Source organism: Fuscovulum blasticum DSM 2131, assembly GCF_003034965.1.
Lineage (GTDB): Bacteria > Pseudomonadota > Alphaproteobacteria > Rhodobacterales > Rhodobacteraceae > Pseudogemmobacter > Pseudogemmobacter blasticus.
Map to the genome: position 1 here is coordinate 12,677 of NZ_PZKE01000022.1, position 24,016 is coordinate 36,692.

At 64.7% G+C, this 24,016-nt stretch carries 21 protein-coding genes and 1 pseudogene; 15 read left to right on the plus strand and 7 right to left on the minus strand.

Features of this window, described 5'->3' with window-relative positions:
• The 6 genes from C5F44_RS15830 to C5F44_RS15855 form a co-directional block, all read right to left on the minus strand.
• A complete protein-coding gene (locus C5F44_RS15830; protein ID WP_107674517.1) occupies window positions 1-1,302 on the minus strand; it encodes a BCD family MFS transporter in 1,302 nt (433 codons plus the stop codon).
• Window positions 1,303-1,306: 4 nt separating this feature from the next.
• Window positions 1,307-2,203: a chlorophyll synthase ChlG gene (gene chlG, locus C5F44_RS15835; protein WP_107674518.1), complete on the minus strand. Its 897-nt coding sequence runs from the start codon at window positions 2,201-2,203 to the stop codon at window positions 1,307-1,309.
• 120 nt (window positions 2,204-2,323) lie between these two features.
• Complete coding sequence (bchJ, locus tag C5F44_RS15840) at window positions 2,324-2,962, minus strand: bacteriochlorophyll 4-vinyl reductase (RefSeq protein WP_107674519.1); 639 nt, start codon at window positions 2,960-2,962, stop codon at window positions 2,324-2,326.
• Window positions 2,963-2,975: 13 nt separating this feature from the next.
• Complete coding sequence (gene bchE, locus C5F44_RS15845; protein WP_107674520.1) at window positions 2,976-4,727, minus strand: magnesium-protoporphyrin IX monomethyl ester anaerobic oxidative cyclase; 1,752 nt, start codon at window positions 4,725-4,727, stop codon at window positions 2,976-2,978.
• Between the two features lie 177 nt (window positions 4,728-4,904).
• Complete coding sequence (gene ppsR / locus C5F44_RS15850; RefSeq protein WP_412917557.1) at window positions 4,905-6,293, minus strand: transcriptional regulator PpsR; 1,389 nt, start codon at window positions 6,291-6,293, stop codon at window positions 4,905-4,907.
• 76 nt (window positions 6,294-6,369) lie between these two features.
• A complete protein-coding gene (locus C5F44_RS15855; RefSeq protein ID WP_107674521.1) occupies window positions 6,370-7,230 on the minus strand; it encodes a cobalamin B12-binding domain-containing protein in 861 nt (286 codons plus the stop codon).
• 278 nt (window positions 7,231-7,508) lie between these two features.
• Between C5F44_RS15855 and bchF the strand changes: the two genes are divergently transcribed.
• The 15 genes from bchF (at window position 7,509) to C5F44_RS15930 (ending at window position 23,640) form a co-directional block, all read left to right on the plus strand.
• Window positions 7,509-8,018: a 2-vinyl bacteriochlorophyllide hydratase gene (bchF, locus tag C5F44_RS15860; RefSeq protein ID WP_164681873.1), complete on the plus strand. Its 510-nt coding sequence runs from the start codon at window positions 7,509-7,511 to the stop codon at window positions 8,016-8,018.
• Window positions 8,015-9,289 carry a ferredoxin:protochlorophyllide reductase (ATP-dependent) subunit N gene (locus C5F44_RS15865; RefSeq protein WP_107674522.1) on the plus strand — a complete coding sequence of 425 codons (1,275 nt, stop codon included), beginning with the start codon at window positions 8,015-8,017 and terminating at the stop codon, window positions 9,287-9,289. The genes bchF and C5F44_RS15865 overlap by 4 nt, the downstream gene beginning before the upstream one ends.
• Window positions 9,286-10,857 (plus strand): ferredoxin:protochlorophyllide reductase (ATP-dependent) subunit B, encoded by a 1,572-nt coding sequence (bchB, locus tag C5F44_RS15870; RefSeq protein WP_107674523.1) that lies wholly within the window; start codon window positions 9,286-9,288, stop codon window positions 10,855-10,857. Before C5F44_RS15865 ends, bchB begins: the two co-directional genes overlap by 4 nt.
• A complete protein-coding gene (locus tag C5F44_RS15875) occupies window positions 10,847-14,434 on the plus strand; it encodes a magnesium chelatase subunit H (protein WP_107674524.1) in 3,588 nt (1,195 codons plus the stop codon). The genes bchB and C5F44_RS15875 overlap by 11 nt, the downstream gene beginning before the upstream one ends.
• Window positions 14,435-14,459: 25 nt before the next feature.
• Window positions 14,460-15,362: a ferredoxin:protochlorophyllide reductase (ATP-dependent) iron-sulfur ATP-binding protein gene (bchL, locus tag C5F44_RS15880; RefSeq protein ID WP_107674525.1), complete on the plus strand. Its 903-nt coding sequence runs from the start codon at window positions 14,460-14,462 to the stop codon at window positions 15,360-15,362.
• A 3-nt stretch (window positions 15,363-15,365) separates the two neighbouring features.
• The gene (gene bchM / locus C5F44_RS15885; protein ID WP_107674526.1) at window positions 15,366-16,034 is read left to right on the plus strand and encodes a magnesium protoporphyrin IX methyltransferase; all 669 of its coding nucleotides are present in this window, start codon (window positions 15,366-15,368) and stop codon (window positions 16,032-16,034) included.
• A complete protein-coding gene (locus C5F44_RS15890; RefSeq protein WP_107674527.1) occupies window positions 16,031-17,470 on the plus strand; it encodes a PucC family protein in 1,440 nt (479 codons plus the stop codon). The genes bchM and C5F44_RS15890 overlap by 4 nt, the downstream gene beginning before the upstream one ends.
• Before the next feature lie 15 nt (window positions 17,471-17,485).
• Window positions 17,486-18,256, plus strand: coding sequence for a photosynthetic reaction center subunit H (puhA, locus tag C5F44_RS15895; RefSeq protein ID WP_107674528.1), 771 nt, complete (start codon window positions 17,486-17,488; stop codon window positions 18,254-18,256).
• A gap of 68 nt (window positions 18,257-18,324) precedes the next feature.
• A complete protein-coding gene (puhB, locus tag C5F44_RS15900) occupies window positions 18,325-18,966 on the plus strand; it encodes a photosynthetic complex putative assembly protein PuhB (protein ID WP_107674529.1) in 642 nt (213 codons plus the stop codon).
• 12 nt (window positions 18,967-18,978) lie between these two features.
• Window positions 18,979-19,446 carry a photosynthetic complex assembly protein PuhC gene (gene puhC / locus C5F44_RS15905; protein WP_107674530.1) on the plus strand — a complete coding sequence of 156 codons (468 nt, stop codon included), beginning with the start codon at window positions 18,979-18,981 and terminating at the stop codon, window positions 19,444-19,446.
• A 10-nt stretch (window positions 19,447-19,456) separates the two neighbouring features.
• Window positions 19,457-19,753 carry a hypothetical protein gene (locus tag C5F44_RS15910; protein WP_107674531.1) on the plus strand — a complete coding sequence of 99 codons (297 nt, stop codon included), beginning with the start codon at window positions 19,457-19,459 and terminating at the stop codon, window positions 19,751-19,753.
• A complete protein-coding gene (gene acsF / locus C5F44_RS15915) occupies window positions 19,750-20,850 on the plus strand; it encodes a magnesium-protoporphyrin IX monomethyl ester (oxidative) cyclase (protein WP_107674532.1) in 1,101 nt (366 codons plus the stop codon). The genes C5F44_RS15910 and acsF overlap by 4 nt, the downstream gene beginning before the upstream one ends.
• Window positions 20,851-20,947: 97 nt before the next feature.
• A complete protein-coding gene (gene puhE / locus C5F44_RS15920) occupies window positions 20,948-21,793 on the plus strand; it encodes a putative photosynthetic complex assembly protein PuhE (protein ID WP_107674533.1) in 846 nt (281 codons plus the stop codon).
• A 3-nt stretch (window positions 21,794-21,796) separates the two neighbouring features.
• Complete coding sequence (gene hemA / locus C5F44_RS15925; RefSeq protein WP_107674534.1) at window positions 21,797-23,008, plus strand: 5-aminolevulinate synthase; 1,212 nt, start codon at window positions 21,797-21,799, stop codon at window positions 23,006-23,008.
• Between the two features lie 89 nt (window positions 23,009-23,097).
• Window positions 23,098-23,640: a c-type cytochrome gene (locus C5F44_RS15930; protein WP_107674535.1), complete on the plus strand. Its 543-nt coding sequence runs from the start codon at window positions 23,098-23,100 to the stop codon at window positions 23,638-23,640.
• A 62-nt stretch (window positions 23,641-23,702) separates the two neighbouring features.
• On the opposite strand, the pseudogene C5F44_RS15935 reads toward C5F44_RS15930, so the two are convergent.
• Window positions 23,703-24,016: pseudogene (locus C5F44_RS15935) on the minus strand (dimethyl sulfoxide reductase anchor subunit); the annotation flags it as partial.

Below are 24,016 nucleotides of genomic sequence, written 5' to 3' on the forward strand. Positions count from 1 at the left end.
TCATTCTCCCGGGACAAGGGTTTTCTCGGTGGTTTGCTCGGTCTGGCGGCGCGGGGCAGCGGATTCGATCACCGAGGCGGCCACCACGGCCGAAATCAGGAACAGGGCGGCTTCGCCCAGGAATACAGCACCAAAAGCGGCAGGGTCCGAAAGGACGGTGCGCAGAATATCCGCCGCCCCGGCCCCCAGAAGGCCCCCGAAACCGGCGGCAATGGCCTGCGCGGCGCCCCAAAGGCCCATGCGGGTGCCCTCGCGCGCCTCGCGTCCGGCCCCGGCCAGCGCCATCATCGACCCGATGGCCGCCACCGCGAAGACCCCGTTGAAAAAGCCCATGGCCACCACGGCCGGCACCAGCCCGCCCGCTCCCGACAGGCCCAGTCCGGCGATCACAGCCAGGGCGGCGGCCGAACCAAGGCAGCCAAAGATCACCCAGAACCGCAGGCTGCCGATGCGCAGGCCGGTCGAGGCGATGCCTACCACCAGCATACCGACAAACACGCCACCGTTCTGCGCCCCGGAAAGCTGCGTCGACTGGCCGGGATTGAAGCCGAAGACCAGCCCGGCAAAGGGCTCAAGGATCAGTTCCTGCAGGAAATAGGCGGTCATGGACAGGAAGATGAACAGGGTAAAGGCCCGCGCGCGGGGTTCGCGCCAGATCTCGGCCAGCCCTTCGCGGAAGGGCGAGGGCTTTGGGTCGCGGTCGGCAATCACCCGCCGCTCGATCCCCCAGATCGCGGCCGTGGTCAGCAGCACCGCCCCCGCCGTCACAACGCCGACGATTTCCAGCAGCAGCGCGGGCGAATAGGGTTGCAGCAGCGCGCCCACGGTGCCGGCGGTGGCGGCGATGCCGAAGATCATCATCAGCCAGGTGATGGTGGCGGCGGCAGCGCGGCGGCGCGGGTCGGTGGCGGTGGCCAGCAGCGCCAGAAGCGAGGTGCCCGAGGCCCCTGCCCCAAGGCCGATCAGCGCATAGGCCAGAACCGACAGCAGCAGGCCGCCGGTCCGGGTGTCGAGCATGATCACCACCGCCACGGCGGCCAAGAAGGCCCCCAACGCCAGCGCGCCCATGCCGCCGATGACAAAGGCGGTGCGGTTGCCCTTGGTGTCGGACCGGAAACCCCAGCTTGGCCGGGTGATCTGGATGCCGTAATGCAGCGCCACCAGCGCGCCGGGCACCAGCGCCGGCAGCGCCAGTTCCACCACCATAAGCCGGTTCAGCGTGCTGGTCGTCAGCACTACCACGGCCCCGATGCACATCTGCACCAGACCAAGGCGGACAATCTGAAGCCAGCTCAGACGCATGCCGTTACAGCCCCCGCAGCGCGAAAGCCGAGATCATCATCCCCGCGACATACAGCACCACGCCGGTGCCGTTGTACCAGGGCGCCTTGCCCTTGGGGTCGCGGAACAGAACGCGCATGGCCGCAAATTGCAGCAGCAGAAGCGCGAAGACCGCCAGCGCGTGCCAGGGCTTGGACCAGACCAGCAGAAGCGAGATTACCAGAAGCTGCGCCAGCGACATGACCGTGCAAGCCACCTTGGCCGCGACTTCCGGCCCCAGAACCACGGGCAGCGAGCGGACACCGTGAACACGGTCGCCCTCCAGCGCCTTGAAATCGTTGAGGGTCATGATTCCATGCGCGCCAAAGGCATACAGGAACGCCACGGCGACGATCTCGAACCGCGGCGCGCCATGCAGCAGCACCGCCGCGCCGGTGAACCAGGGCAGGCCTTCATAGCTGAGGCCCACCAGACCCGGCCCCCACCAGCCGGACCGTTTCAGTCGCACCGGTTCGGCCGAATAGGCCCAGGCGGCGATCACTCCGACGACCGTCGCGCCAAAGCCCCAGGGGCCAAGCAGCCAGCCCACGGCCAGCGACAGCGCCGACATGGCCAGCGCGATATACAGGCCCCAGCGGCCGGGGATACGGCCCGAGGGGATGGGTCGGTCGGGTTCGTTGATGGCATCGACATGGCGGTCGCACCAGTCATTGGCGGCCTGGCTCATGCCGCAGACGATGGGGCCGGCCAGCACCATGCCAAGCGCGACCAGCATCCAGTTGGGGCCAAGCGGCACACCGCAGCTTACCGCCCCGCAAAGGAAGGCCCAGATCGGCGGGAACCAGGTGACAGGCTTGATCAGCCGCAGCATGGCGGCAGGTTCGGGCAGGCGCCGGGGCGCGATGGAAACAGATGTGCTCATGATGGAAATAGACAGGACATTGCGGAGTCGGGCAAGGGCAGAGTGTAAATCAATCCTGACACTCCTTGCGTAAAATGGCCACAGCACCTTAGACAGAGACCATGGTCCGGTTTGGCTGGATCAGATGCCGTTGGCGCGGTTGCGGCGGCTGAGACCCTGCGGATGCAGGGCGAAACGGCAGATGTCGTCCCCCGTCGACGCGCAGTCGGTCTCCTCGACCACGACCGAAGGCCAGACCAGCCGGGCGAACAGCCGTTCAAACACCGCGACATGCCAGACACAGGCGGCATGGTCAGCGAAGACCGGCGCCAGCGGGTTGTTCCGCAGTTCGAACACCAACGGCAGGTGGCTGACGATACGGAACTTGCCAGAACCGGCGAAGGTCCAAGAATGTTTGGCAATGGCGCCGGCCAGAACCCAGGCCCCGACATAGCCGGGCAACGCGCGGATCACCGCCTGCGCGGCCCGTGGAATCCGGTTGGCAAGGATGTAGTCTCCGGTCGCCAGACCGGCGAGGCGCAGGATGCCCTCGGCCTTTTCGCCCATCACGCTGCGCACGGCATCATGCACTGCGCGACAATCGGCTTCGGGCAGCATCCCCGCATCCGCAGGCGGCACCTCGACCCCGGCCACGGACATCACCCGGTCGCGCACGACCTGACCTTCGCAATGGTCAAGCACGGCGATGGTTTGCAGAATGGCGTTCGGCCCGATCCGGGCCGAACCCTCTTTGGGTTCGAAGGCGCGACTGCCGTCCATGGCTGTCCCTCCGTTACTCGGCAGCATCCACCATCTGTTCCTTGCCACCGCCGCATGCCATCGGACCCTCGGCCCTTGGCGCGACTGTGCTGTGCTCGGCGCTGCGCGCCTCGTGTGCTTCGGCCGACAGGTCGAACTCGTCCTCGGCATCGGCGGGCATCACGAAGTTGGCGGCAGACCGTTCGGCGGCGCGTTCCTTCATCTGGGCCTTGATCGCCGCCTGACGTTCCTTGTGCTTGCGCGAACGGTCGGCTGCGGCTTCCCAGTCGGCGACCTGCGCCTCGGCGATCTTGCGGGTATCGTCGAAGTGGAAGTCCACCTTGTCCTTGGTCTGCGGGCCCCAGTAGCCGGCCTTGCCAAGGTCATAGAAGGTGCGCCCCACCCCGGCCTTGAGGAAGGCCTTGAGGCAGCCCAGCAGATACTTGCGCCGGAACCCGGTGCCGCGCCACGGATAGTGGAACAGCGCCTTGCGCATGTAGAAGCGGCGGTAGTTCTTCATCACGCCGTCCAGCAGCTCGCCCCGGGTCAGCGCGGCGGGCTTCATGATCGGCGTCACGAAGTTGTATTTCGAGAAGTCGAAGACCTCGACCTGATCCTTGATTTCCTGGAACAGCGGCGTGAAGGGCCAAGGCGTGTACATTGACCAGTTCGCCAAGTCGGGCTGCCAGTCCCAGGCCATCTGGAAGGTTTCTTCCAGCGTCTCCTTGGTCTCGTTGTCGAGACCGACGATGAACTGCGCCTCGGTGAAGATGTCGGCCTCGCGCAGAAGGCGGATCGCCTCCTTGTTCTCGGCGACAGTGGTTTCCTTGTTGAACAGGTCCAGCTTCAACTGGGCGGCGGCTTCGGTGCCAAGGCTGATGTGGACAAGGCCCGCTTCACGATAGAATTTCAGCAGTTCGCGGTCGCGGTAGATGTCGGTCACGCGGGTGTTGATGCCCCATTTGACCTTGTGGTTCAGACCGCGGTCGATCATCTCCTGACAGAATTCGACGAACTTCTTCTTGTTGATCGTCGGTTCCTCGTCGGCCAGGATGAAGAAGCCGACGCCGTGGTTTTCAACCAGATCCTCGATCTCGTCCACCACCGCCTTGGGATCGCGCACACGATAATCGCGCCAGAACTTCCACTGCGAGCAGAACGAACAGGTGAACGGGCAGCCGCGCGCCATGTTCGGAATGGCGACCCTTACCCCCAGCGGGATGTAGATGTATTTGTCCCATTGGATCAGCGTCCAGTCCGGCTTGATCGCGTCCAGGTTCTTGACGGTGGGCGCGGCCTGGGTGGCGACGATCTCGTCGCCGTCGATGAAGGCCAGCCCTTTGATGCTGCGGCGATCTTCCGGCCAGCGGCCATCACGCACGGCTTCGGCCAGAGCAACCATGATCTCCTCGCCCTCGCCGCGGACGATCACGTCCACCCAGGGTGCTTCGGACAGCACCTGGCGATACATGAACGTGGCATGGACGCCGCCCAGAACGCGCACCGCGTTCGGCACGACCTCCTTGGCGATCTTCAGCGTTTCCTCGGCCTCATAGATCGAGGGCGTGATCGAGGTCACACCGATCAGGTCAGGCTTCAGTTCCTTGAGCCGGGCGCGCAGTTCATCATGGCCGACATGCAGCGTCATCGCATCAATGAAATGGATGTCGTCAAAGCCGGCGGTTTTCAGCGACCCCGCCAGATACGCGACCCAAGCCGGAGGCCAGTTGCCCGCGATTTCGGCTCCGCCGGAATGATAATTGGGGTGGACGAAGACGATTCTCATCGGAGGCCTCCTAAAGTGTCAACCGAAGTTGACAGAAGAATTGCCATATGAAATTGACAAAGATCAAGCGCGACCAGATAACGCAGCCGCGCGCGCCCTGCCCTTCTGCCCGGTCAGAATGAAAAAAGGCGCGCCCTGCGGCACGCCTTCCGAAACCGATGCGTAAGGCCGTCCCGGCTATTCGCCGTCCTTGTTCAACAGCCCGTATTTGCGAAGTTTTACATATAGGGATTGCCGTGACAGGCTGAGCATGTCGGCCGCTGCCACGCGATTGTTGCGCGTCAGTTCCAGCGCCGTCTCGATGCACATCCGCTCGATCACGTCGGTGGTTTCGGCAACGATTTCCTTCAAGGTCGAGGCCCCGACCAGCTCCATCACGTTGCGCGCACCGTCTTCGCCCATGCCGCCGGGCGACCGGCGCATCGAATCGGCACGGCTGGCGTCACGAACCACCAGCGCCAGCACCGGATTCGGCCGGTCATTCAACCAACTGGCCGAGATTTCCACCGCGATCTGCCCCGAGAAATCGGTGGTCAGGCGCGTGGCATACATCCGCAGATGGCCGGTCCGCTTGACCGTATCCAGAATGACCCGCAAATCGACCGATCCGCGCACCAGATAGTCAGACAGCGCGCGCCCGCGCACCATCGAGATATTCGCCGCATCGACCAGATTCAGGAAGGATTCATTGGCCGCCCGGATCACGCCTTCTCCATCGGCAAAGACGATCCCGTCAACACCCTCGTGATAAAGCCGCCCCAGGGCATCGCCCAGATCGTCGGTCACGGGCACGGCGTCGCTGGCATCAAGCTGGCACAGAACGATGCGTTCGCCCGCAGCGCGGAACACTGTCGGCGTCAACACCACCCGACGCTGCGACCGGCGCACGATCAGTTCGATCGGGGCCGCACGTTCCGACACAGCCAGGGTTGACAGCGCTTCAAGCAGCTCGCCCCGGCGGCGCCCCTCGAATTCCTGTGCAATCGGCGCGCCCAGCAGTTCGGACCGCGATCCGCCCAGAATCTGCGCGGCGGCAGGGTTCAGGTCGGTCATGCGGCCCGTGGACATGCTGACCATCACCACCGGATCGCGGCTGATCTCCATCAGAACGCGGTAGCGCGTATCCATCTCGCGCTGCGATTCATAGTCGCGCTCAAGGGCCAGTTGCGCCGAAACCAGTTGCTGCTGCACCTCGGCAACGGGGCGAAGGTCATGGCCCAGCATCAGGATTGAATCATCCTGTGACACCCGGTGCAGCGAGTATCGGACCGGGAAGGTCCAGTTCTCGCGATCGCGGTGGTTCAGTTCCATCGTCACCGGAACACGTTGCTCGGCGCGCAGATCGGGAAGCCGGGCTTCGAACTTGGCAAGGCTATCGGGCGCCAGCACATCGGACAGCGCCAGCCCTTCCCAATCGCCAACCTGCCCGAAGCTACGGTGCAGCGGATTGACCAGAACGGAAAGGATGCGCCGTTGCGGCGAAACAAGCAGCGCAATATCGGATGCGGATGCCAGTATGTCTGTAAGAAGATCCGGCGCGATCAGCGGAATCTTCCCCATATTCATCAGATGGCGACCGTCCGTGGTCAAATCAGCACCATTGCGCTACACATATCGCCCTGACTGATCGCCAGGGCCTCCATCACACCGTAGGCCTTGCCGCCTTGGCACCGCCATCCAACCCAAGTGCCGCCAGCGCGACCTCAAGGTCTTGGGTTGCGACATCCACGCCAAGACGCGCGGCAAGATCCGTTTCGGATTCAAGAATTGCACCGCCAACGGCGATCCGCACATCATTTCCCAAACCCTCACGGATCGTTTCCACGAAGTTACAACAAATATCAAGATTTTCGTGGGCCCCAAGCGACAGCATCGCGGCGTCAAAATGCCTGCGAAGCACCAATCGGCGTAAATCCCCCGCATCCGGCCCGATACAGACACAGACCGACACGCCCCTGCGGCGCAACTGGGCGGCCAGAACACACGCCCCAAGTGTATGCTGCTCTCCCAAAGGCAAAACCAGCAGGACGGTCCCTGCCCCGCTGCCATGCAGCGAATCTGCGCGCCAATCGTGGCTGATGTCATGCAGGATGGCCTGCAGCCGGGCCGACCCGATGCTGACCTTGGCAAAGGTCGCCTCATCGCGGTGCCACATTTCCCCCAGACGGCGCGCCACATCGGGAATGAACTCGTCCGCCAGCATTTCGGGGGTGACACGCGCGCGGCGCATTTCAGCCCTCAGAGCCTCGAACGAAACCGGCTCATCCTCCGTGACCACCGTCAGGAAGTAATCGAAAAATCCTCGCCTGACGTCCGCGCCCACTTCCGCATCTTTCGCAACCAGACGCGCGACCACATCGGCCGCAAACCGGAGTACCTCGCCAATGGCGGACCCGGCACACTCGGAAACACCATCGGACTGTGCCGCGCCCCCTGTTGCCACCGGGGCAGAAGAGGCACCGCCAGATCGGGACACGACCGGAGAGCCATAGGTGTTTTCCATACCGCCTTGCTCCGACACAGCCCCAAGTGTCAGTGTTCCGCAACAGCCCCGAGTTGTCAAAGAAAATTGACACTTCCTGGCGGAATCCGCACAAAACAGCACAAGCAGCCCCCTGCAACCGCGTATTTCAGGAAGTTATCGCCTGTTTTTCGGCCACGCAGTCGCGCCAGCGGAAAAAAGCCGCACCCCATGTCAACCTTGGCGATGTAAGTTTTGATTGACACTTCCGTCTGCGGGCTTACCCTTTGCCACAAGACCCAGGAAAGGGAAGCGCTGCCGTGGAATCGGCCCTGCCGAAAAATTCAACCCGCAAACGCCTTTACACGGAAGAAGAGCGGGCGCGCCGTGATGCGACGAAGTGGACGCTGGTGCAGGGGATTCTGGCCCCGCTCCAGTTCCTCGCCTTCGGCATCTCGCTTGCGCTGGTGCTGCGCTTCCTGTGGACGGGCGAAGGGTATGCGGCCGCGACGGCCTCGATCATCGTGAAAACCGGGTTTCTTTATGTTATCATGGTGACAGGCGCGATCTGGGAGAAGGTGGTGTTCGGCCGCTACCTGTTCGCCCCCGCCTTCTTCTGGGAAGACGTGTTCAGCATGGGCGTGATCGCCCTGCACACGGCCTATCTCTGGGCCCTGTTCACCGGGCAGCCGCATCAGGTGCAGATGTACATCGCTCTGGCGGCCTACTCGACCTATGTGATCAACGCGGGCCAGTTCGTGTGGAAACTGCGTGCGGCCCGGCTGGACGCCGAGGCCGAGGCACGCACTTCGGGCGGGGTGCCGGCATGAGTCTGGATCTTCCCGCAAAGGGGTGCCGCGAAACGCCGGTTCTCAAGGAACGCGGCCAGCGCGAGGTGTTTTGCGGCCTGACCAGCATTGTCTGGCTGCACCGCAAGATGCAGGACGCCTTCTTCCTGGTCGTCGGCAGTCGCACCTGCGCGCATCTGCTGCAAGCCGCCGCCGGCGTGATGATCTTCGCCGAGCCGCGCTTCGGCACCGCGATCCTTGAAGAAAAGGATCTGGCCGGTCTGGCCGACGCCAATACCGAACTTGACCGCGAAGTCGCCCGGCTGCTGGAACGCCGCCCCGACATTCGCCAGTTGTTCCTGGTCGGTTCCTGCCCGTCCGAGGTGATCAAGCTGGATCTTCACCGCGCGGCGGAGCGGCTGAGTGCGATCCACGCGCCGCATGTGCGGGTGCTGAACTTCACCGGATCTGGGATCGAAACCACCTTCACCCAGGGCGAAGATGCCTGCCTTGCCGCCATGGTGCCCAGCCTGCCCGCCACCCAGGCGCGCGAACTGCTGGTCGTCGGCGCCCTGCCCGATGTGGTGGAAGACCAGATGGTCGATCTGCTGGCGAAGCTGGGCATCGGCCCGGTCCGCATCCTGCCGGCGCATCGGTCGGCCGAAACGCCTGCGGTCGGGCCGAACACGGTTTTCGCGCTGGTGCAGCCCTTCCTGGGCGACACCCATGCCGCGCTGGTCCGGCGCGGGGCACGGCATATCCCGGCGCCCTTCCCCTTTGGCGAAGAAGGCACCACCGCCTGGCTGCGCGCCGTGGCAGACGAATTCGGCGTCAGCCGTGACCATTTCGAAGCCGTCACCACCGCCCCCCGCGCCCGTGCGCAAAAGGCGGTGGCCGCACATGCCGAAACCCTGCGCGACAAGACGCTGTTCTTCTTCCCAGACAGCCAGCTTGAAATCCCTCTGGCCCGTTTCCTGGCCCGCGAATGCGGGATGCGCCCGCTGGAAGTGGGCACGCCTTATCTGCACAAGGAACTGGTCGGCCCGGATCTGGACCTTCTGCCCGAAGGCCCGGTGCTGAGTGAGGGACAGGATGTCGAGCTTCAGCTTGACCGCCAGGCGGCCGCCGCGCCGGACCTGACGGTTTGTGGTCTGGGGCTGGCCAATCCGCTGGAAGCACGGGGCTTCACCACGAAATGGGCGATCGAACTGGTGTTCACGCCAGTGCATTTCTACGAACAGGCAGGCGATCTGGCCGGTCTGTTCAGCCGCCCGCTGCGCCGCAAGGCACTTCTGAAAGGGGGCGCGGCATGAAGCTGACGCTCTGGACCTATGAGGGACCGCCGCATGTGGGGGCAATGCGCGTCGCCACCGGCATGAAGGGCCTGCACTATGTGCTGCACGCCCCGCAGGGCGACACCTACGCCGACCTGCTGTTCACCATGATCGAGCGGCGCAATCATCGCCCGCCGGTCAGCTATACCAGCTTTCAGGCGCGCGATCTGGGCGCCGATACGGCCGATCTGTTCAAGGCCACCGCGCGCGAGGCACATGCCCGGTTCAAGCCGCAGGCGATGCTGGTTGGCGCGTCTTGCACGGCTGAACTGATCCAGGACGATCCCGGTGGTCTGGCCGAGGCGCTGGACCTGCCCTGCCCGGTCATTCCGCTGGAACTGCCGTCCTACAGCCGCAAGGAAAACTTCGGCGCGGACGAGACCTTCCACCAACTCGTGCGCGCGCTGGTCAAGCCGATGCCCCGCACGGCCGAAGTGACGGCGAACCTGCTGGGGGCCACCGGCCTTGGCTTCCGCCACCGCGACGACGTGACCGAGGTGACGCGGCTTCTGGCCCTGATGGGCATCAAGGTGAACGTGGCGGCCCCGATGGGCGCGTCGCCCGCAGACATCGCCCGCATGGGACAGGCGCATTTCAACGTGCTGCTTTACCCCGAAACCGGCGAAGGCGCTGCACGCTGGCTGGAAAAGCATTGCGGCCAACTCTGGACGAAGATCGTGCCCATCGGCGTTGGCGCCACGCGCGATTTCATCCATGAAGTCGCGGGCCTGGCCGGTGTTTCTCCGAAAGTGGATGAAAGCGGGCTGCGTCTGCCGTGGTGGTCGGCCTCGGTCGACAGCACCTATCTGACCGGCAAGCGCGTGTTCATCTTCGGCGACGCCACCCACTCCATGGCCGCCGCCCGGATCGCCGCCACCGAGATCGGGTTCGAGGTGGTCGGGCTGGGATGCTACAATCGCGAATTCGCCCGCCCCATGCGGGCCGCCGCCAAGGCCTATGGGCTCGAGGCGCTAATCACCGATGACTATCTCGAGGTGGAACAGGCCATCGCCGCCGCCGCGCCCGAGATGATCCTTGGCACGCAGATGGAACGCCACATCGGCAAGCGTCTGGGTATTCCCTGCGCGGTGATTTCCGCGCCGGTGCATGTGCAGGACTTCCCCGCCCGCTATTCGCCGCAGATGGGCTTTGAAGGCGCGAATGTCATCTTCGATAGCTGGATTCATCCGCTGGTCATGGGGTTGGAAGAACACCTGCTGACCATGTTCCGCGAAGATTTCGAGTTTCACGACGAAGCCGGCGCCAGCCATCACGGCGGCAAGGCCGATCTGCGCGAGATCAATGCAGCACCCGCTGAAGTGGTGGAAGCTGCGCCAGAAACCGCTCAGGCGGTCGCGCCGGTCGAAATGCCCGTCGCGGCGGGTGAGCCGGTCTGGACAGCCGACGCCGAACGCGAATTGCGGAAGATTCCGTTCTTCGTGCGCGGCAAGGCAAAGCGCAACACCGAGAAATACGCCGTGGAACGTGGCGTCATGACCATCAGCAAAGACACCCTCTACGAGGCCAAGGCCCATTATGCGCGATGACATCCACACATCGCCCGACATGACCGCGCCGGGTTCGCCCGACGGGGCTTATCGTTTCGTGATCGTCACGCTGGACGCCCATGCCGCAGGCCCTGCCCTGCGCATCGCCCCCCGGCTGGAGACAGATTTTCCGGGGATCGAGATTTCGGTCCATGCCGCGGCCGAATGGTCGGAAAACCCGGCAGCCCTGTCGCGTGCCAAGCAGGCCGTGAACGAAGCCGACTTCGTGATGGCGAACCTGCTGTTCATTGAAGAACACATCAACGCCATCCTGCCCGAACTTCAGGCCGCCCGCGACCGCGCCGACGGCTTTGTCGGCATCGTGGCGGACCCGGCCATCGTCAAGCTGACCCGGCTGGGCGATCTGGACATGTCCAAGCCCGCCTCGCCGATGATGCAGCTTCTGAAGAAGCTGCGCGGCAACAAGGAGCCTTCAGCCAGTTCCGGCGAAAAGCAGATGGCCATGCTGCGCCGCCTGCCCAAGATGCTGCGTTTCCTGCCCGGCAAGGCGCAGGACCTGCGCGCCTGGTTCCTGTCGATGCAATACTGGCTGGGCGGATCGGACGACAATCTGGAAGCGATGATCCGCTTCCTGGTCAGCCGCTATTCCGGCAAGCGTGATTGGGCCAAGGTCAAGGCGGCCGCACCGATCGACTATCCCGATGTCGGGCTGTATCACCCCGATCTGGCCGCCCGCATCACCACGGATGCCGCCGATCTGCCCCGCCCCGAAGGCGCGGTGGCAACGGTCGGGCTGCTGATGCTGCGCAGCTACATCCTTGCCTCGGATACGGCGCATTACGACGCGGTGATCCGCGCCTTCGAGGCGAAGGGCATCGCCTGCCTGCCCGCCTTTGCCGGCGGTCTGGACGGGCGCCCGGCCGTTGACGCCTATTTCCGGGGCCGCATCGACGCCATGGTTTCGCTGACCGGCTTCAGCCTTGTCGGCGGCCCGGCCTATAACGACAGCCCCGCCGCGGTAGAGCTGCTCAAGGCGCTGGACGTGCCCTATGTGGCGGCCCATCCGCTTGAGTTCCAGTCGCTGGGGCAATGGGCACAAAGCGGCGGCGGACTTGGGCCGGTGGAAACCACCATGCTGATCGCGCTGCCAGAGATTGACGGCGCGACCAACCCCACGGTCTTTGCCGGCCGGCACGATGCCAATGGCTGCACCGGCTGCCCGCGACAATGTCCCGCCCCCTGCGCCGAAGCACTGGCCGCCCGTGCCATGTCGCCCTGTACCGAACGGATCGCCGCGCTGGCCGACAAGACGCTGCGACTGGCCCTGCTGCGCCGCAGCCAGGTGGCGCAGCGCAAGGTCGGCATCGTGCTGTATGGCTTCCCGCCCAATGCCGGGGCCGCAGGCACGGCAGCCTATCTGTCGGTCTTCGAAAGCCTGCTGAACGTGCTGCACGCCATGAAGGCCGAAGGCTATGACGTGGACCCGCCCGAAACGGTCGAGGCGCTGCGCGAGTCGGTTCTGGGCGGCAGTGCGTCGATCTATGGCCAGCCTGCCAACGTGGCCGCCATCGTTCCGGCTTCGGACGTGGTGGCGCGCACACCCTGGCTGAAGGATGTCGAATCCGCCTGGGGCCCTGCACCGGGCCGGATGCAGACCGACGGGCGGGGCGTCTTCGTCCTTGGCCGGCAGATGGGCAAGGTGTTCATCGGACTTCAGCCGGTGTTCGGCTATGAGGGCGACCCGATGCGGCTGCTCTTTGAAAAAGGCTTCGCGCCGACCCATGCCTTCACCACCTTCTACCGCTGGCTGCGCGAGGATTTCGGTGCCGACGTGCTGCTGCATTTCGGAATGCACGGCGCATTGGAGTTCATGCCCGGCAAGCAGGCCGGCGTCGGGGCGGGCTGCTGGCCCGACCGGCTGATCGGCAACCTGCCGAATGTCTATCTTTACGCCGCCAACAACCCGTCCGAGGCAACCCTTGCCAAGCGCCGGTCGAACGCGGTGATCGTCACCCACCTAACCCCGCCGCTGGCGCAGTCAGGCCTTTACAAGGGCTTGGCCGACCTGAAAGACAGCCTGTCGCGCTGGCGCGGCCTGCAACCCGATGCGCCCGAGCACGAGGAACTGTCCGAACTGATCCGCGAACAGGCCAGATCGGTGGATCTGGACGCCAGCGACATGGACCAGCTCTGGGTCAAGCTGCTGGAAACCGAAGGCGCGCTGATCACCGACGGTTTCCATGTGGTCGGCCGCAAGATGACGGACGTGAACCGCAAGGCGATGCTGGACCTGATGCCCGCAGGGGCCGATCTGGCAACCGCGGACCGGCTGATGCAGGAAGACCACGAAATCCCTGCCCTGCTGCGCGCCCTGTCGGGCCGCTTCATCGCGCCGGTGCCGGGGGGCGACCTGATCCGCAGCCCGGAAATCCTGCCGACGGGCCGCAACATCCATGCCTTCGACCCGTTCCGTATGCCCACGGCCTATGCGCTGCAAGATGGCGCCAAACAGGCCGCGCGCCTGATCGCCGCCCACCCGCGCCTGCCGCGCACGGTGGCGCTGGTGCTGTGGGGCAGCGACAACATCAAGTCGGACGGTGGCCCCATCGCGCAGGCGCTGGCGCTGATCGGTGCGAAACCCCGGTTTGACCATTACGGTCGCCTGGCCGGCGCTGACCTGATCCCGCTTGCCGAACTGGGCAGGCCGCGCATTGACGTTGTGATGACGCTGTCGGGTATCTTCCGCGACCTGCTGCCCTTGCAGACCCGGATGCTGGCCGAAGCCGCCTACAAGGCCGCCATTGCCGACGAACCGGAATCGCAGAATTTCATCCGCGCCCACGCGCTTGCCTTTGCCCGGCAGATGAACGTGGGCATGGAAACCGCTGCGCTGCGGGTGTTCTCGAACGCTGAAGGCGCCTACGGGTCGAACGTCAACAATCTGGTGGGCAATTCCGCCTTTGGGGACGAGGACGAGCTGGCCGATGCCTATCAGGCACGCAAGTCCTTTGCCTATGGGGTGAACGGCAAGCCCACGCAGAACTGCGACCTTCTGAAACAAGCCCTTTCGACCGTGGATCTGGCATACCAGAATCTGGAGTCGGTCGAACTGGGTGTGACCACGGTGGACCATTATTTCGACACGCTGGGTGGCATCGCCCGGGCGGTCAAGCGGGCCCGCGGCGGCGAGGAAACGCCGGTCTATATCGGCGACCAGACCCGCGGCGGCGGCACTGTCCGCACGCTGAAGGACCAGATCGCGCTGGAAACCCGGTCGCGCAGCCTGAACCCCAAGTATTTCGAGGGGCTGCTGAAACACGGCGCCGAGGGCGTTCGCCAGATCGAGGCACAGGTGACCAACACCTTCGGCTGGTCGGCCACCACCGGCCATGTCGAGCCTTGGGTCTATCAGCGCCTGTCCGAAACCTTCGTGCTGGACGAGGCGATGCGCCGCCGTCTGGCCGGTCTCAACCCCGAAGCCTCCAGCCGCATGGCGCAGAAACTGCTGGAAGCCTCTGATCGCAACTACTGGCAACCCGATGCCGAAACGCTCGCCGCCCTGCAACGTGCCGCGGATGAGCTGGAAGACAGACTTGAAGGGGTTGCCGCCGAATGAAACGCCAATGGAAAGGGCCCTGTGCATGAGCCCCCGTGACGACATTCCAAACCTGAGCGGCCTTGACGGTGAAGGCTCGGTCCAGGTCCATCAGGACGCCAACCTCAAGATCGAGGGGGCCAAGGTCTTTTCCGTCTATGGCAAGGGCGGGATCGGCAAATCGACCACCTCGTCGAACCTGTCGGCGGCGTTTTCCATGCTGGGAAAACGCGTGCTGCAGATCGGCTGCGATCCCAAGCATGACAGCACCTTCACCCTGACCGGGCGGCTGCAGGAAACGGTGATCGACATCCTCAAGTCGGTAGATTTCCACGCCGAGGAGCTGCGCCCCGAGGATTTCGTGACCACCGGCTTCAACGGCGTCATGTGCGTCGAGGCGGGCGGCCCCCCCGCCGGCACCGGCTGCGGCGGCTATGTCGTTGGCCAGACGGTCAAGCTGCTGAAGCAGCATCACCTGCTGGAAGACACCGACGTGGTGATCTTCGACGTGTTGGGCGATGTGGTCTGCGGCGGCTTTGCCGCGCCCCTGCAACATGCCGACCGCGCAGTGATCGTGACCGCGAACGACTTTGACAGCATCTATGCGATGAACCGCATCATCGCCGCCGTGCAGGCCAAGTCGAACAACTACAAGGTCCGTCTGGCCGGTTGCGTCGCCAACCGTTCGCGCGAGACGAACGAGGTTGACCGCTATTGCGACCGCGTCGGTTTCAAGCGGCTGGCGCATATGCCCGACGTGGATGCGATCCGCCGCTCCCGCCTGAAGAAGAAGACGCTGTTCGAGATGCCGGACGAGGAGGACATCGTTCTGGCCCGCGCCGAATACATCCGGCTGGCCGAAACGCTGTGGCGCTCGGTCAACGAACCGCCCGTGCTGCCAACCTCGCTGCCCGACCGCGAAATCTTCGAACTCCTGGGTTTTGACTGAGCCATGACCGACTACTCCACCACACGGCAAAGGGTTGAGGACTACTTCGACCGTTCCGCCACCAAGGTGTGGGAGCGGCTGACCTCGGACGCCAAGGTCAGCCGGATCCGCCAGACCGTTCGCGAAGGCCGCGACCGGATGCGCGCGATCATGCTGTCGCGTCTGCCGCAGGATCTGGCCGGGCTGCGGGTGCTGGATGCCGGCTGTGGCACCGGGCTGATGACGCAGGAACTGGCCGCCCGCGGGGCCGACGTGGTGGCGGTGGACATCTCGCCGCAACTGATCGGCATCGCCGAAGACCGGCTGCCTGCCGCCCTGAAGCCGCGGGTTACCTTCCATGCCGGCGACATGACCGACGACCGGCTTGGCCGGTTCGACTATGTGCTGGCGATGGACAGCCTGATCTATTACCGGGCCCCCGACATCGGCCAGATCCTGACCCGGCTGGGGCGCCGCACCTCGCAGGCCATCGTCTTCACGGTTGCGCCGCGCACACCCTTCCTGATGGCGTTCTGGAGCATGGGAAAGCTGTTCCCCCGCGCAGACCGCTCGCCGGTGATGATCCCTCACTCCTTCCCGACTCTGGTGCGCCATTCCGGCGACAGCCTGACCCGGGTCGAGAGGGTCAGCCGGGGCTTCTACATTTCCGAGTGTCTGGAGTATCAGCCATGATTCTGAAGAAGAAGCACCTTCAGGCCCTCGGCTCGACCTGGATGCCTTTCGCGGATGCGGCCTCGGACGGGCTGCCGCTGAACCAGCTCTTGCGGCTGAGCCTGTTCCAGGTCTCGGTCGGCATGGCACAGGTGCTGATGCTGGGCACGCTGAACCGGGTGATGATCGTCGAACTGTCGATCCCGGCCATGCTGGTGGCGGCGATGATCGCCATTCCGGTGCTGGTCGCCCCGTTCCGCGCCCTGCTGGGCCACCGTTCCGACACCCACCGTTCCGCCATCGGCTGGAAGCGCGTGCCCTTCCTGTGGTTCGGTTCGCTCTGGCAGATGGGCGGGCTGGCGATCATGCCCTTCGCGCTGATGGTGCTGTCGGGCGATCAGACGCTTGGCCCGCTGTGGGCGGGCGAGGTTCTGGCCTCGCTGGCCTTCCTGATGACCGGGCTTGGGATGCACATGACGCAGACCGCCGGTCTGGCGCTGGCCTCGGACCGCGCCGATGACGAGACGCGCCCCCGCGTCGTGTCGATGCTGTACATCATGTATCTGCTGGGCATGGGCATCTCGGCGGTGATCGTCGGATTCCTGCTGCGCGACTTCGACCCGATCACGCTGGTCCGTGTGGTCCAGGGCTGCGGCGCGGCGACGATGGTGCTGAACCTGATCGCGCTGTGGAAGCAGGAAAAGGTGCGGCCGATGACCAAGGCCGAACGCGAAGAACCGCGTCCGCGTTTCCGCGATGCCTGGGCCGACCTGATGGCCGGTGGCACCGCAGGGCGGCTGCTGGCGGTGGTGGTGTTCGGCACACTGGCCTTCAACATGCAGGACGTGCTGCTGGAACCCTATGGCGGTGAAATCCTTGGGCTTTCGGTCAGCCAGACCACGCTTCTGACGGCCGCCTGGGCCGCCGGCGCGCTGGTCGGTTTCCTGTTGTCGGCCCGCTGGCTGATGCGCGGCACCGATCCCTACCGTCTGGCAGCGCGCGGCATCCTGGCCGGCATCGCCGCCTTCTCGGCGGTGATCTTCGCCGCCCCGCTCGACAGTGGCGCCTTGTTCTACACTGGTGCCGCCGGCATCGGCTTCGGGGGCGGCCTGTTCGGCATCGCCACCCTGACCGCGGCGATGAAAATGCCGACAGGCAGCGTCCATTCGGGCATTGCCCTTGGCGCCTGGGGCGCGGCCCAGGCAACGGCGGCAGGGTTCGCCATCTTCCTTGGCGGCACGCTGCGCGATGTCGTCTCTCACTTTGCCATGGCCGGTGGCTTTGGCACTGGTCTTGAAGACCCCTCTCTTGGCTACTCGTTCGTCTATCACCTTGAGATCGGTCTGTTGTTTACCACCCTTGCCATTCTCGGGCCGCTGGTCCGGCTGGCACCTCTTCACACCACGAAACCGGCATCCGACGCAGGCGAACTTCGCCTCGCCGAATTCCCAACCTGAAACCCGGAGGACGAAATGGTTGGCGTGAACTTCTTTGGAGACTTCGACCTTGCAAGTCTGGCGATCTGGTCCTTTTGGGGCTTCCTCGCCTTCTTGATCTACTACCTGCAAACCGAAAACATGCGGGAAGGCTATCCGCTTGAAATGGAAGACGGCAGCGTTGCGCCTAACCAGGGCCTGTTCCCGGTTCCCAAGCCCAAGACCTTCAAGCTGCCGAACGGCCGCGGTGAAATCGTGATGCCCTCGGCAGAGAATGAAGCCGCCCACCGCCGCAACGATCTGGCGCTGGCCCGCACCTCGGTTTCGGAAGGCTTCCCCCATGCCCCCACCGGCAATGCGCTGGTTGATGGCGTCGGCCCTGCCTCGTGGGTGCCGCGCCGGGACGAGCCGGAACTGGACGCGCATGGTCACAACAAGATCATGCCGATGGCCCTGGCCAAGGGCTTCAATGTGACGGCCGGGCGCGACCCGCGCGGTCTGCCCGTGCAAGCCGCCGACCTTGAGGTCGTTGGCCGCGTGTCCGAACTTTGGGTGGACGTGCCGGAACAGATGGTCCGTTACCTGGAAATCGACCTGAACTCGGGCAAGAAGCGCCTGGTTCCGATGACCCTTGCCAAGATCTGGGCCGACCGCGTGCGCGTCAACGCCATCGCCTCGGACAGCTTCGAGAACATCCCGGCCACCCGGTCGGCCTCCGAAGTGACCAAGCTCGAGGAAGACAAGATCTCTGGCTATGTGGCCGGTGGCTGGCTGTACGACGCTGACAAGCGCAAGCGCGGCTTCTGATCTGACACTGATGGACGCGGCCCAGCGCCCGGGGCCGCGCCTCTCACCCCGAATACAGGAGGTCTGCAATGTCGGACCATGACGATTTCGCTTTCGAACCCATCAAGGGGCTGCCGGAACGGCCCCCTGTTGGTGAAGACATCCTCTGGCAAGGACGGCCCGCCACCTATGCGCTGGCCCGCGATGCCTACAAGCTGCACTGGATCGCCTTCTATTTCGCGCTGCTGCTGCTGTGGCGCTGCGGCGTGGGCTTGGCCCAAGGTGGCGTGCTCATGGCACTGCAGATCGGGATTCCGACCCTTGTGATGGCGCTGATCGCGCTTAGCCTTGTCTGGCTTCTGGCTTTTGCCCAGGCGCGGACCACCGTCTATACGCTGACCAGCGCCCGTGTGGTGATGCGGATCGGTGCCGCCCTTCCCGTGACCTTCAACATTCCCTTCGCCCAGGTCGGTGCCGCGCATCTTGACCTGCGCCGCGACGGCACCGGCACCATCGCGATGGAAACCACCGGCGCCTCGCGCATTGGCTATCTGACGCTGTGGCCGCACCTACGGCCCGGCTACGCCCGGCTGACCCAGCCCGCCATGCGCTGCATTCCCGATGCGGCCCCGGTGGCCAAGATGCTGGCAGAGGCGGCGGAAACCCGCATGGCCCGTCCTGTGGTCTCGCGCAGCGAAGGCGGCTCTGCCTCGCCCGTTGCCGCAGCATAAGGGGGGCACAGCATGGATTCCCAAGCCCAGACCCGCCGCCCTGCCCTGCGCAGCCAGCAGAAGGAAATGATCCCGGCCGTGCTGCTGCGCGCCATGTTCGGGATCGCCCTCGCCTCGCTCGTAATGGTGTCCTACGCGGTCTATACCGGCCGCGAAAAGGTGGGCCAGCCCGAGGCTTCGGCCGTGGTCCGCGAAAAGTGGATCGTGCTGGAAGGCAAGGACGCCAAGCATGTCGTCGTGCGCGACACGAATGGCAATGTCCTGGTCGACCTGCCTGAAGGCGGCTTCATCACCGTTATCCAATCCGGCGTTCACACCGAGCGCCGCAAGAAAGGTGCAGACCAGACCAAACCCGTCCGCATCGTCGAATATGCCAACGGCCGCCTTGCCGCAGAAGACCCCGAAACCGGCTGGAGCGTCGAGCTTTATGCCTTCGGGGCCGACAACAAGGCCGCCTTCCAGAAACTTCTGGACATGTGAGGGGGCACAGATGGGATTCTTCACCAAGCAAACCGAGCGGGTGCCCTGCACCGTCGAAATCTCTCACCGCTTCGAAAGCCTGCACGCCCATGTCCGCTTCAACAACGGCGCGGTCGTGAACCCGGGGGACGAAGTCCTTGTCCATGGTGCGCCGGTTATGGCCGCCTATGGTGAGGTCGTCGTCGAAGACCGCATCGCCACGATCACCCGCGCCTCGACGATCGAGCGCTGGTGGACGCGGCTGACCGGCGATCTGGAATTCATGGAGCTTTGCGAATTCTCCTTCTCGGATGAGGTGACGGTATGAGAGACACTTCCCACGACACCGCCCATGGCGAGTTGCACTCCGAGATTTCGGATCGGTTCGACACCACGGCCATGGCGACCGAAACCACGCTGCTGAACCCGCGGTTCTACACCACCGATTTCGATGAGATGGACCGCATCGACGTGACCCCGGTCCGCAAGGACTGGGACGCGCTGATCGCGCAGATGAAGTCTGACCCGAACAAGGGCCACTTCAAGAAGACGGCCGATTGGGATCACGTTGACTGGGATGGCATGGACCCTGCCCTTCGGGCCGAGTTCATCGACTTCCTCGTATCGTCCTGCACGGCCGAGTTTTCCGGCTGTGTGCTGTACAAGGAGATGAAGCGGCGCGGCAACAACCCCGACATCTGCGAGCTGTTCAGCTACATGAGCCGGGACGAGGCACGCCACGCGGGTTTCATCAACGACGCGCTGCGCGAGGCGGGCGTGGCCGTGAACCTGGGCTTCCTGACCAAGGCCAAGAAGTACACCTACTTCCGGCCCAAGTTCATCTACTACGCCACCTACCTGTCGGAAAAGATCGGCTACGCCCGTTACATCACCATCTTCCGCCACCTGGAAGCGCACCCCGAGCATCGGTTCCACCCGATCTTCAAGTGGTTCAAGGAATGGTGCAACGACGAGTTCAGCCATGGCGAGGCCTTCGCCCTGCTGATGCGCACCGACCCCAAGATCACCGAGACCTGGGCGGCGCGGATGTGGATCCGCTTCTTCCTGGTGGCCGTCTATTCGACCATGTGGGTGCGCGACCATGCCCGCAAGGATTTCCACCGCGCCCTTGGCGTCGACATCGACTGGTACGACCAGGAGGTCTACCGCAAGACCAGCGCCATCGCGCGTCAGGTCTTCCCGGTGGAAATCGACATCGACCATCCGCGCTGGATTCCCAACCTGCGGCGGATGAACGAGGCCTTCATCGCCATGGATGCCGCCCGCAAGCAGGGCGGTGTCGGCGGCTGGTTCGTCGGCAAGCTTGCCACGATCAAGGCGGCGCGGGCCTTCGTGGCGCTCTACTTCATCCCGGTCATTCGCAACACCCCGCCGGCCTCGGTCCGGCTGGAGCCGTCGTATTGACCCGGGTTCCTGATACCGCTGTTCCGGCAGCGGGTGGCCTTGCGGGATGGGCGCGTCCCGCGGGCCTGTGCGGCTCCTCCTTCGGGGGGGGCCGCGCATGAACAATCCCTGGATCGTCGTGCTGACGGCCATCTTCGTCTGGTGGTTCTCGACCGGCGCGATCCTGTGGCGCGTGCGCCATGCCGACAGGCTGGGCCATGAGGCACATCTTCTGTCGGTGTTCTATACCCTGCCGCTGCTGGGCGGCGGCTTTTACGGGCTGCACGATTCGCTGACCGATCCTTCGGTCACCGGCGCCTATGTCGCCTTCCTGTCGGCCCTGGCGATCTGGGGCTGGTTCGAGGTGGCCTTCCTGTCGGGCGTGATCACCGGCCCGAACACCCGGCCCTGCCCGCCCTTCGCACCGCAATGGGAACGCTTCCTGCGCGCGACGGGCACGATCCTGTGGCACGAACTGGCGCTGATCGCCACGTTGACGGTCATCCTCGTCGTGTCCTGGGGTGCCACGAACGAATTCGGCCTGTGGACCTTCGTGATCCTGTTCTTCGCCCGCATCTCGGCCAAGCTTAACCTGTTCTTCGGCGTGCCGCGCATCCATACCGAATTTCTGCCGCGGCCGCTGTCGCATCTGGCCAGCCACTTCCGTCACGCCTCGATGAACTGGGTCTTTCCGGTCTCGATCACGGCGCTCAGCTTTGCCATCTCTTGCTGGCTGGAACGCGCCCTGGCGGCCGAAAGCGACGCCAGCCTCGTCGGCCACATGCTTCTGGCCGCGCTGACCGCGCTCGCCCTTCTGGAACACTGGTTCATGGTGGTGCCGCTGCCCGACCAGAAACTCTGGCGCTGGATGCTGCCAGAGGCCACCCCTTCCGCCCGGAAAACCCGGGTTCCTTCGACCATCGGGACCAAGTCGCCCGAGGTCCTTCCGACAGCAAGGAACTGACAGATGGACTTCAACGCCCATTTCGCCACCCAGCTTGAAGCGCTGAAGGCCGAAGGGAACTATCGCATCTTCGCCGACCTCGAACGCCGCTGCGGGGCCTTCCCGCAGGCCGGTTGCCACCGCGAGGGCGGGGTCGAGAACGTCACCGTCTGGTGTTCGAACGACTATCTCGGCATGGGCCAGAACCCCGAGGTGGTGCAGGCCATGGTGGAAACCGTGCAGGCCTGCGGCACCGGCGCCGGCGGCACCCGCAACATCAGCGGCAACACCGTGCACCACCTGGCGCTTGAGGCCGAGCTGGCCGACCTGCACGGCAAGGAAAAGGCGCTGCTGTTCACCAGCGGCTACGTCTCGAACTGGGCCGCGCTGTCAACGCTGGGCGCCAAGATCCCGGGTGCGGTGATCCTGTCGGACGAAAAGAACCACGCCTCGATGATCGAGGGCATTCGCCATTCCCGCGCCGACAAGGCGCTGTGGAAGCACAACGACTGGCGCGACCTTGACCGCAAGCTGCACGCCGTGGGCGACCGGCCCAAGATCGTGGCGTTTGAATCGGTCTATTCGATGGACGGCGACGTCGCCCCCATCCGCGAGATCATCGAGGTCTGCGAAGCCCATGGCGCGCTGAGCTACATCGACGAGGTCCATGCCGTCGGCATGTACGGCCCGCGCGGCGGTGGCGTCAGCGAAGAGCTGGGCCTTGCCGACCGCATCGACGTGATCGAGGGCACGCTGGGCAAGGCCTTCGGCGTGGTCGGCGGCTACATCACCGGCAGCGCGGCGCTGGTGGACTTTGTGCGCAGCTATGCGTCGGGCTTCATCTTCACCACCGCCCTGCCGCCCGCCGTGGCGGCTGCGGCAACCGCCTCGATCCGGCATCTGAAGACCAGCACCGCGGAACGCAGCGCCCAGAAGGCCCGCGTGGCCGAAGTGCGTGCCCGGCTTGACCGCGCCGGCATCCCGCATCTGGCCAACGAAAGCCACATCATCCCGGTGATGATCGGCGACCCGGTGAAATGCCGGATGCTGAGCGACATCCTGATGCGCGACTGGGGAATTTACGTCCAGCCGATCAACTATCCGACCGTACCCAAGGGCACCGAACGGCTGCGTATCACCCCCGGCCCGGCCCATTCCACGGCCGACATCGACCACCTCATGACCGCGCTCACGTCATTGTGGTCAAGGTGTGCAGTCTCTCATGCCGTGGCCTGAGCTAAAATCTGCATCCGCGCCATTCTGACCCATTGCCTTTCCTTTGCAGTGGATCATTTGCTTCGCACAGTCTGTAACTGGAGGACCCCATGAGACTGACCCTCACTGCCGTCGCCCTAGCCTTCGCCGCGGCGCCCGTCCTTGCACAGGACGCGCCGACCGGTGACGCCGCAGCGGGCGCCAAGGTGTTCAACAAATGCCAGACCTGCCACATGGTCGTGGCCCCCGATGGCACCGTTCTGGCTGGCAAGGCCGGCAAGACCGGGCCGAACCTCTACGGCATCAACGGCCGTCCGGCCGCCAGCTACCCGGACTTCGCCTATGGCGACGGTCTCAAGGAACTGGGCGCCGCGGGCGAAGTCTGGAACGAGGCGGACTTCCTGCAATACGTTGCCGACCCGACCAAGTTCATCAAGACCAAGACCGGCGACACCAAGGCGAAGGGCAAGATGACCTTCAAGCTTCCCAACGAAAAGGAAGCACATGATGTCTGGGCCTTCCTGAACTCGCTGGCGCCCGCCCCGGCGGCGGCTGAAGCTGCTCCGGCGGCCGATGCGGCAGCGGCTCCGGCCGCCGATGCTGCCCCGGCGGCCGAGCCCGCCGCGGAAGGCGCCGCGACCACCAATCCCTGATTTCGGGAACCATCCATGGCGTGCCCCGCAGGTCTGACCTGCGGGGCCGTTTCATTTGGGGCTTATCTCTGCCCGTAATACAGGCCGACGACATGTTCGGCCTCGGCAAAGAACAGCCACCGCGCCGCGAAGGCCCCGGCAAGATGTGACAGCGTTGCCAGCGCCACCGCCAGATGCGCCGGCAGAACGGCCAGCAGCAGCGCCGGCAGCACGCAGGCCAGCACCACCGCAATCACTCGCAGCTTCGCCGAATGACGGCGGCCCACCACATGGATCATCTCGCGCATCAGATAGTTGGGCGAGGTATGGGGCTGTTCGAACACCGAAGGCTTGCCCATCCTGTCCAGCCCCGTCGCGCTGCCCAGCGTTGCCCCCC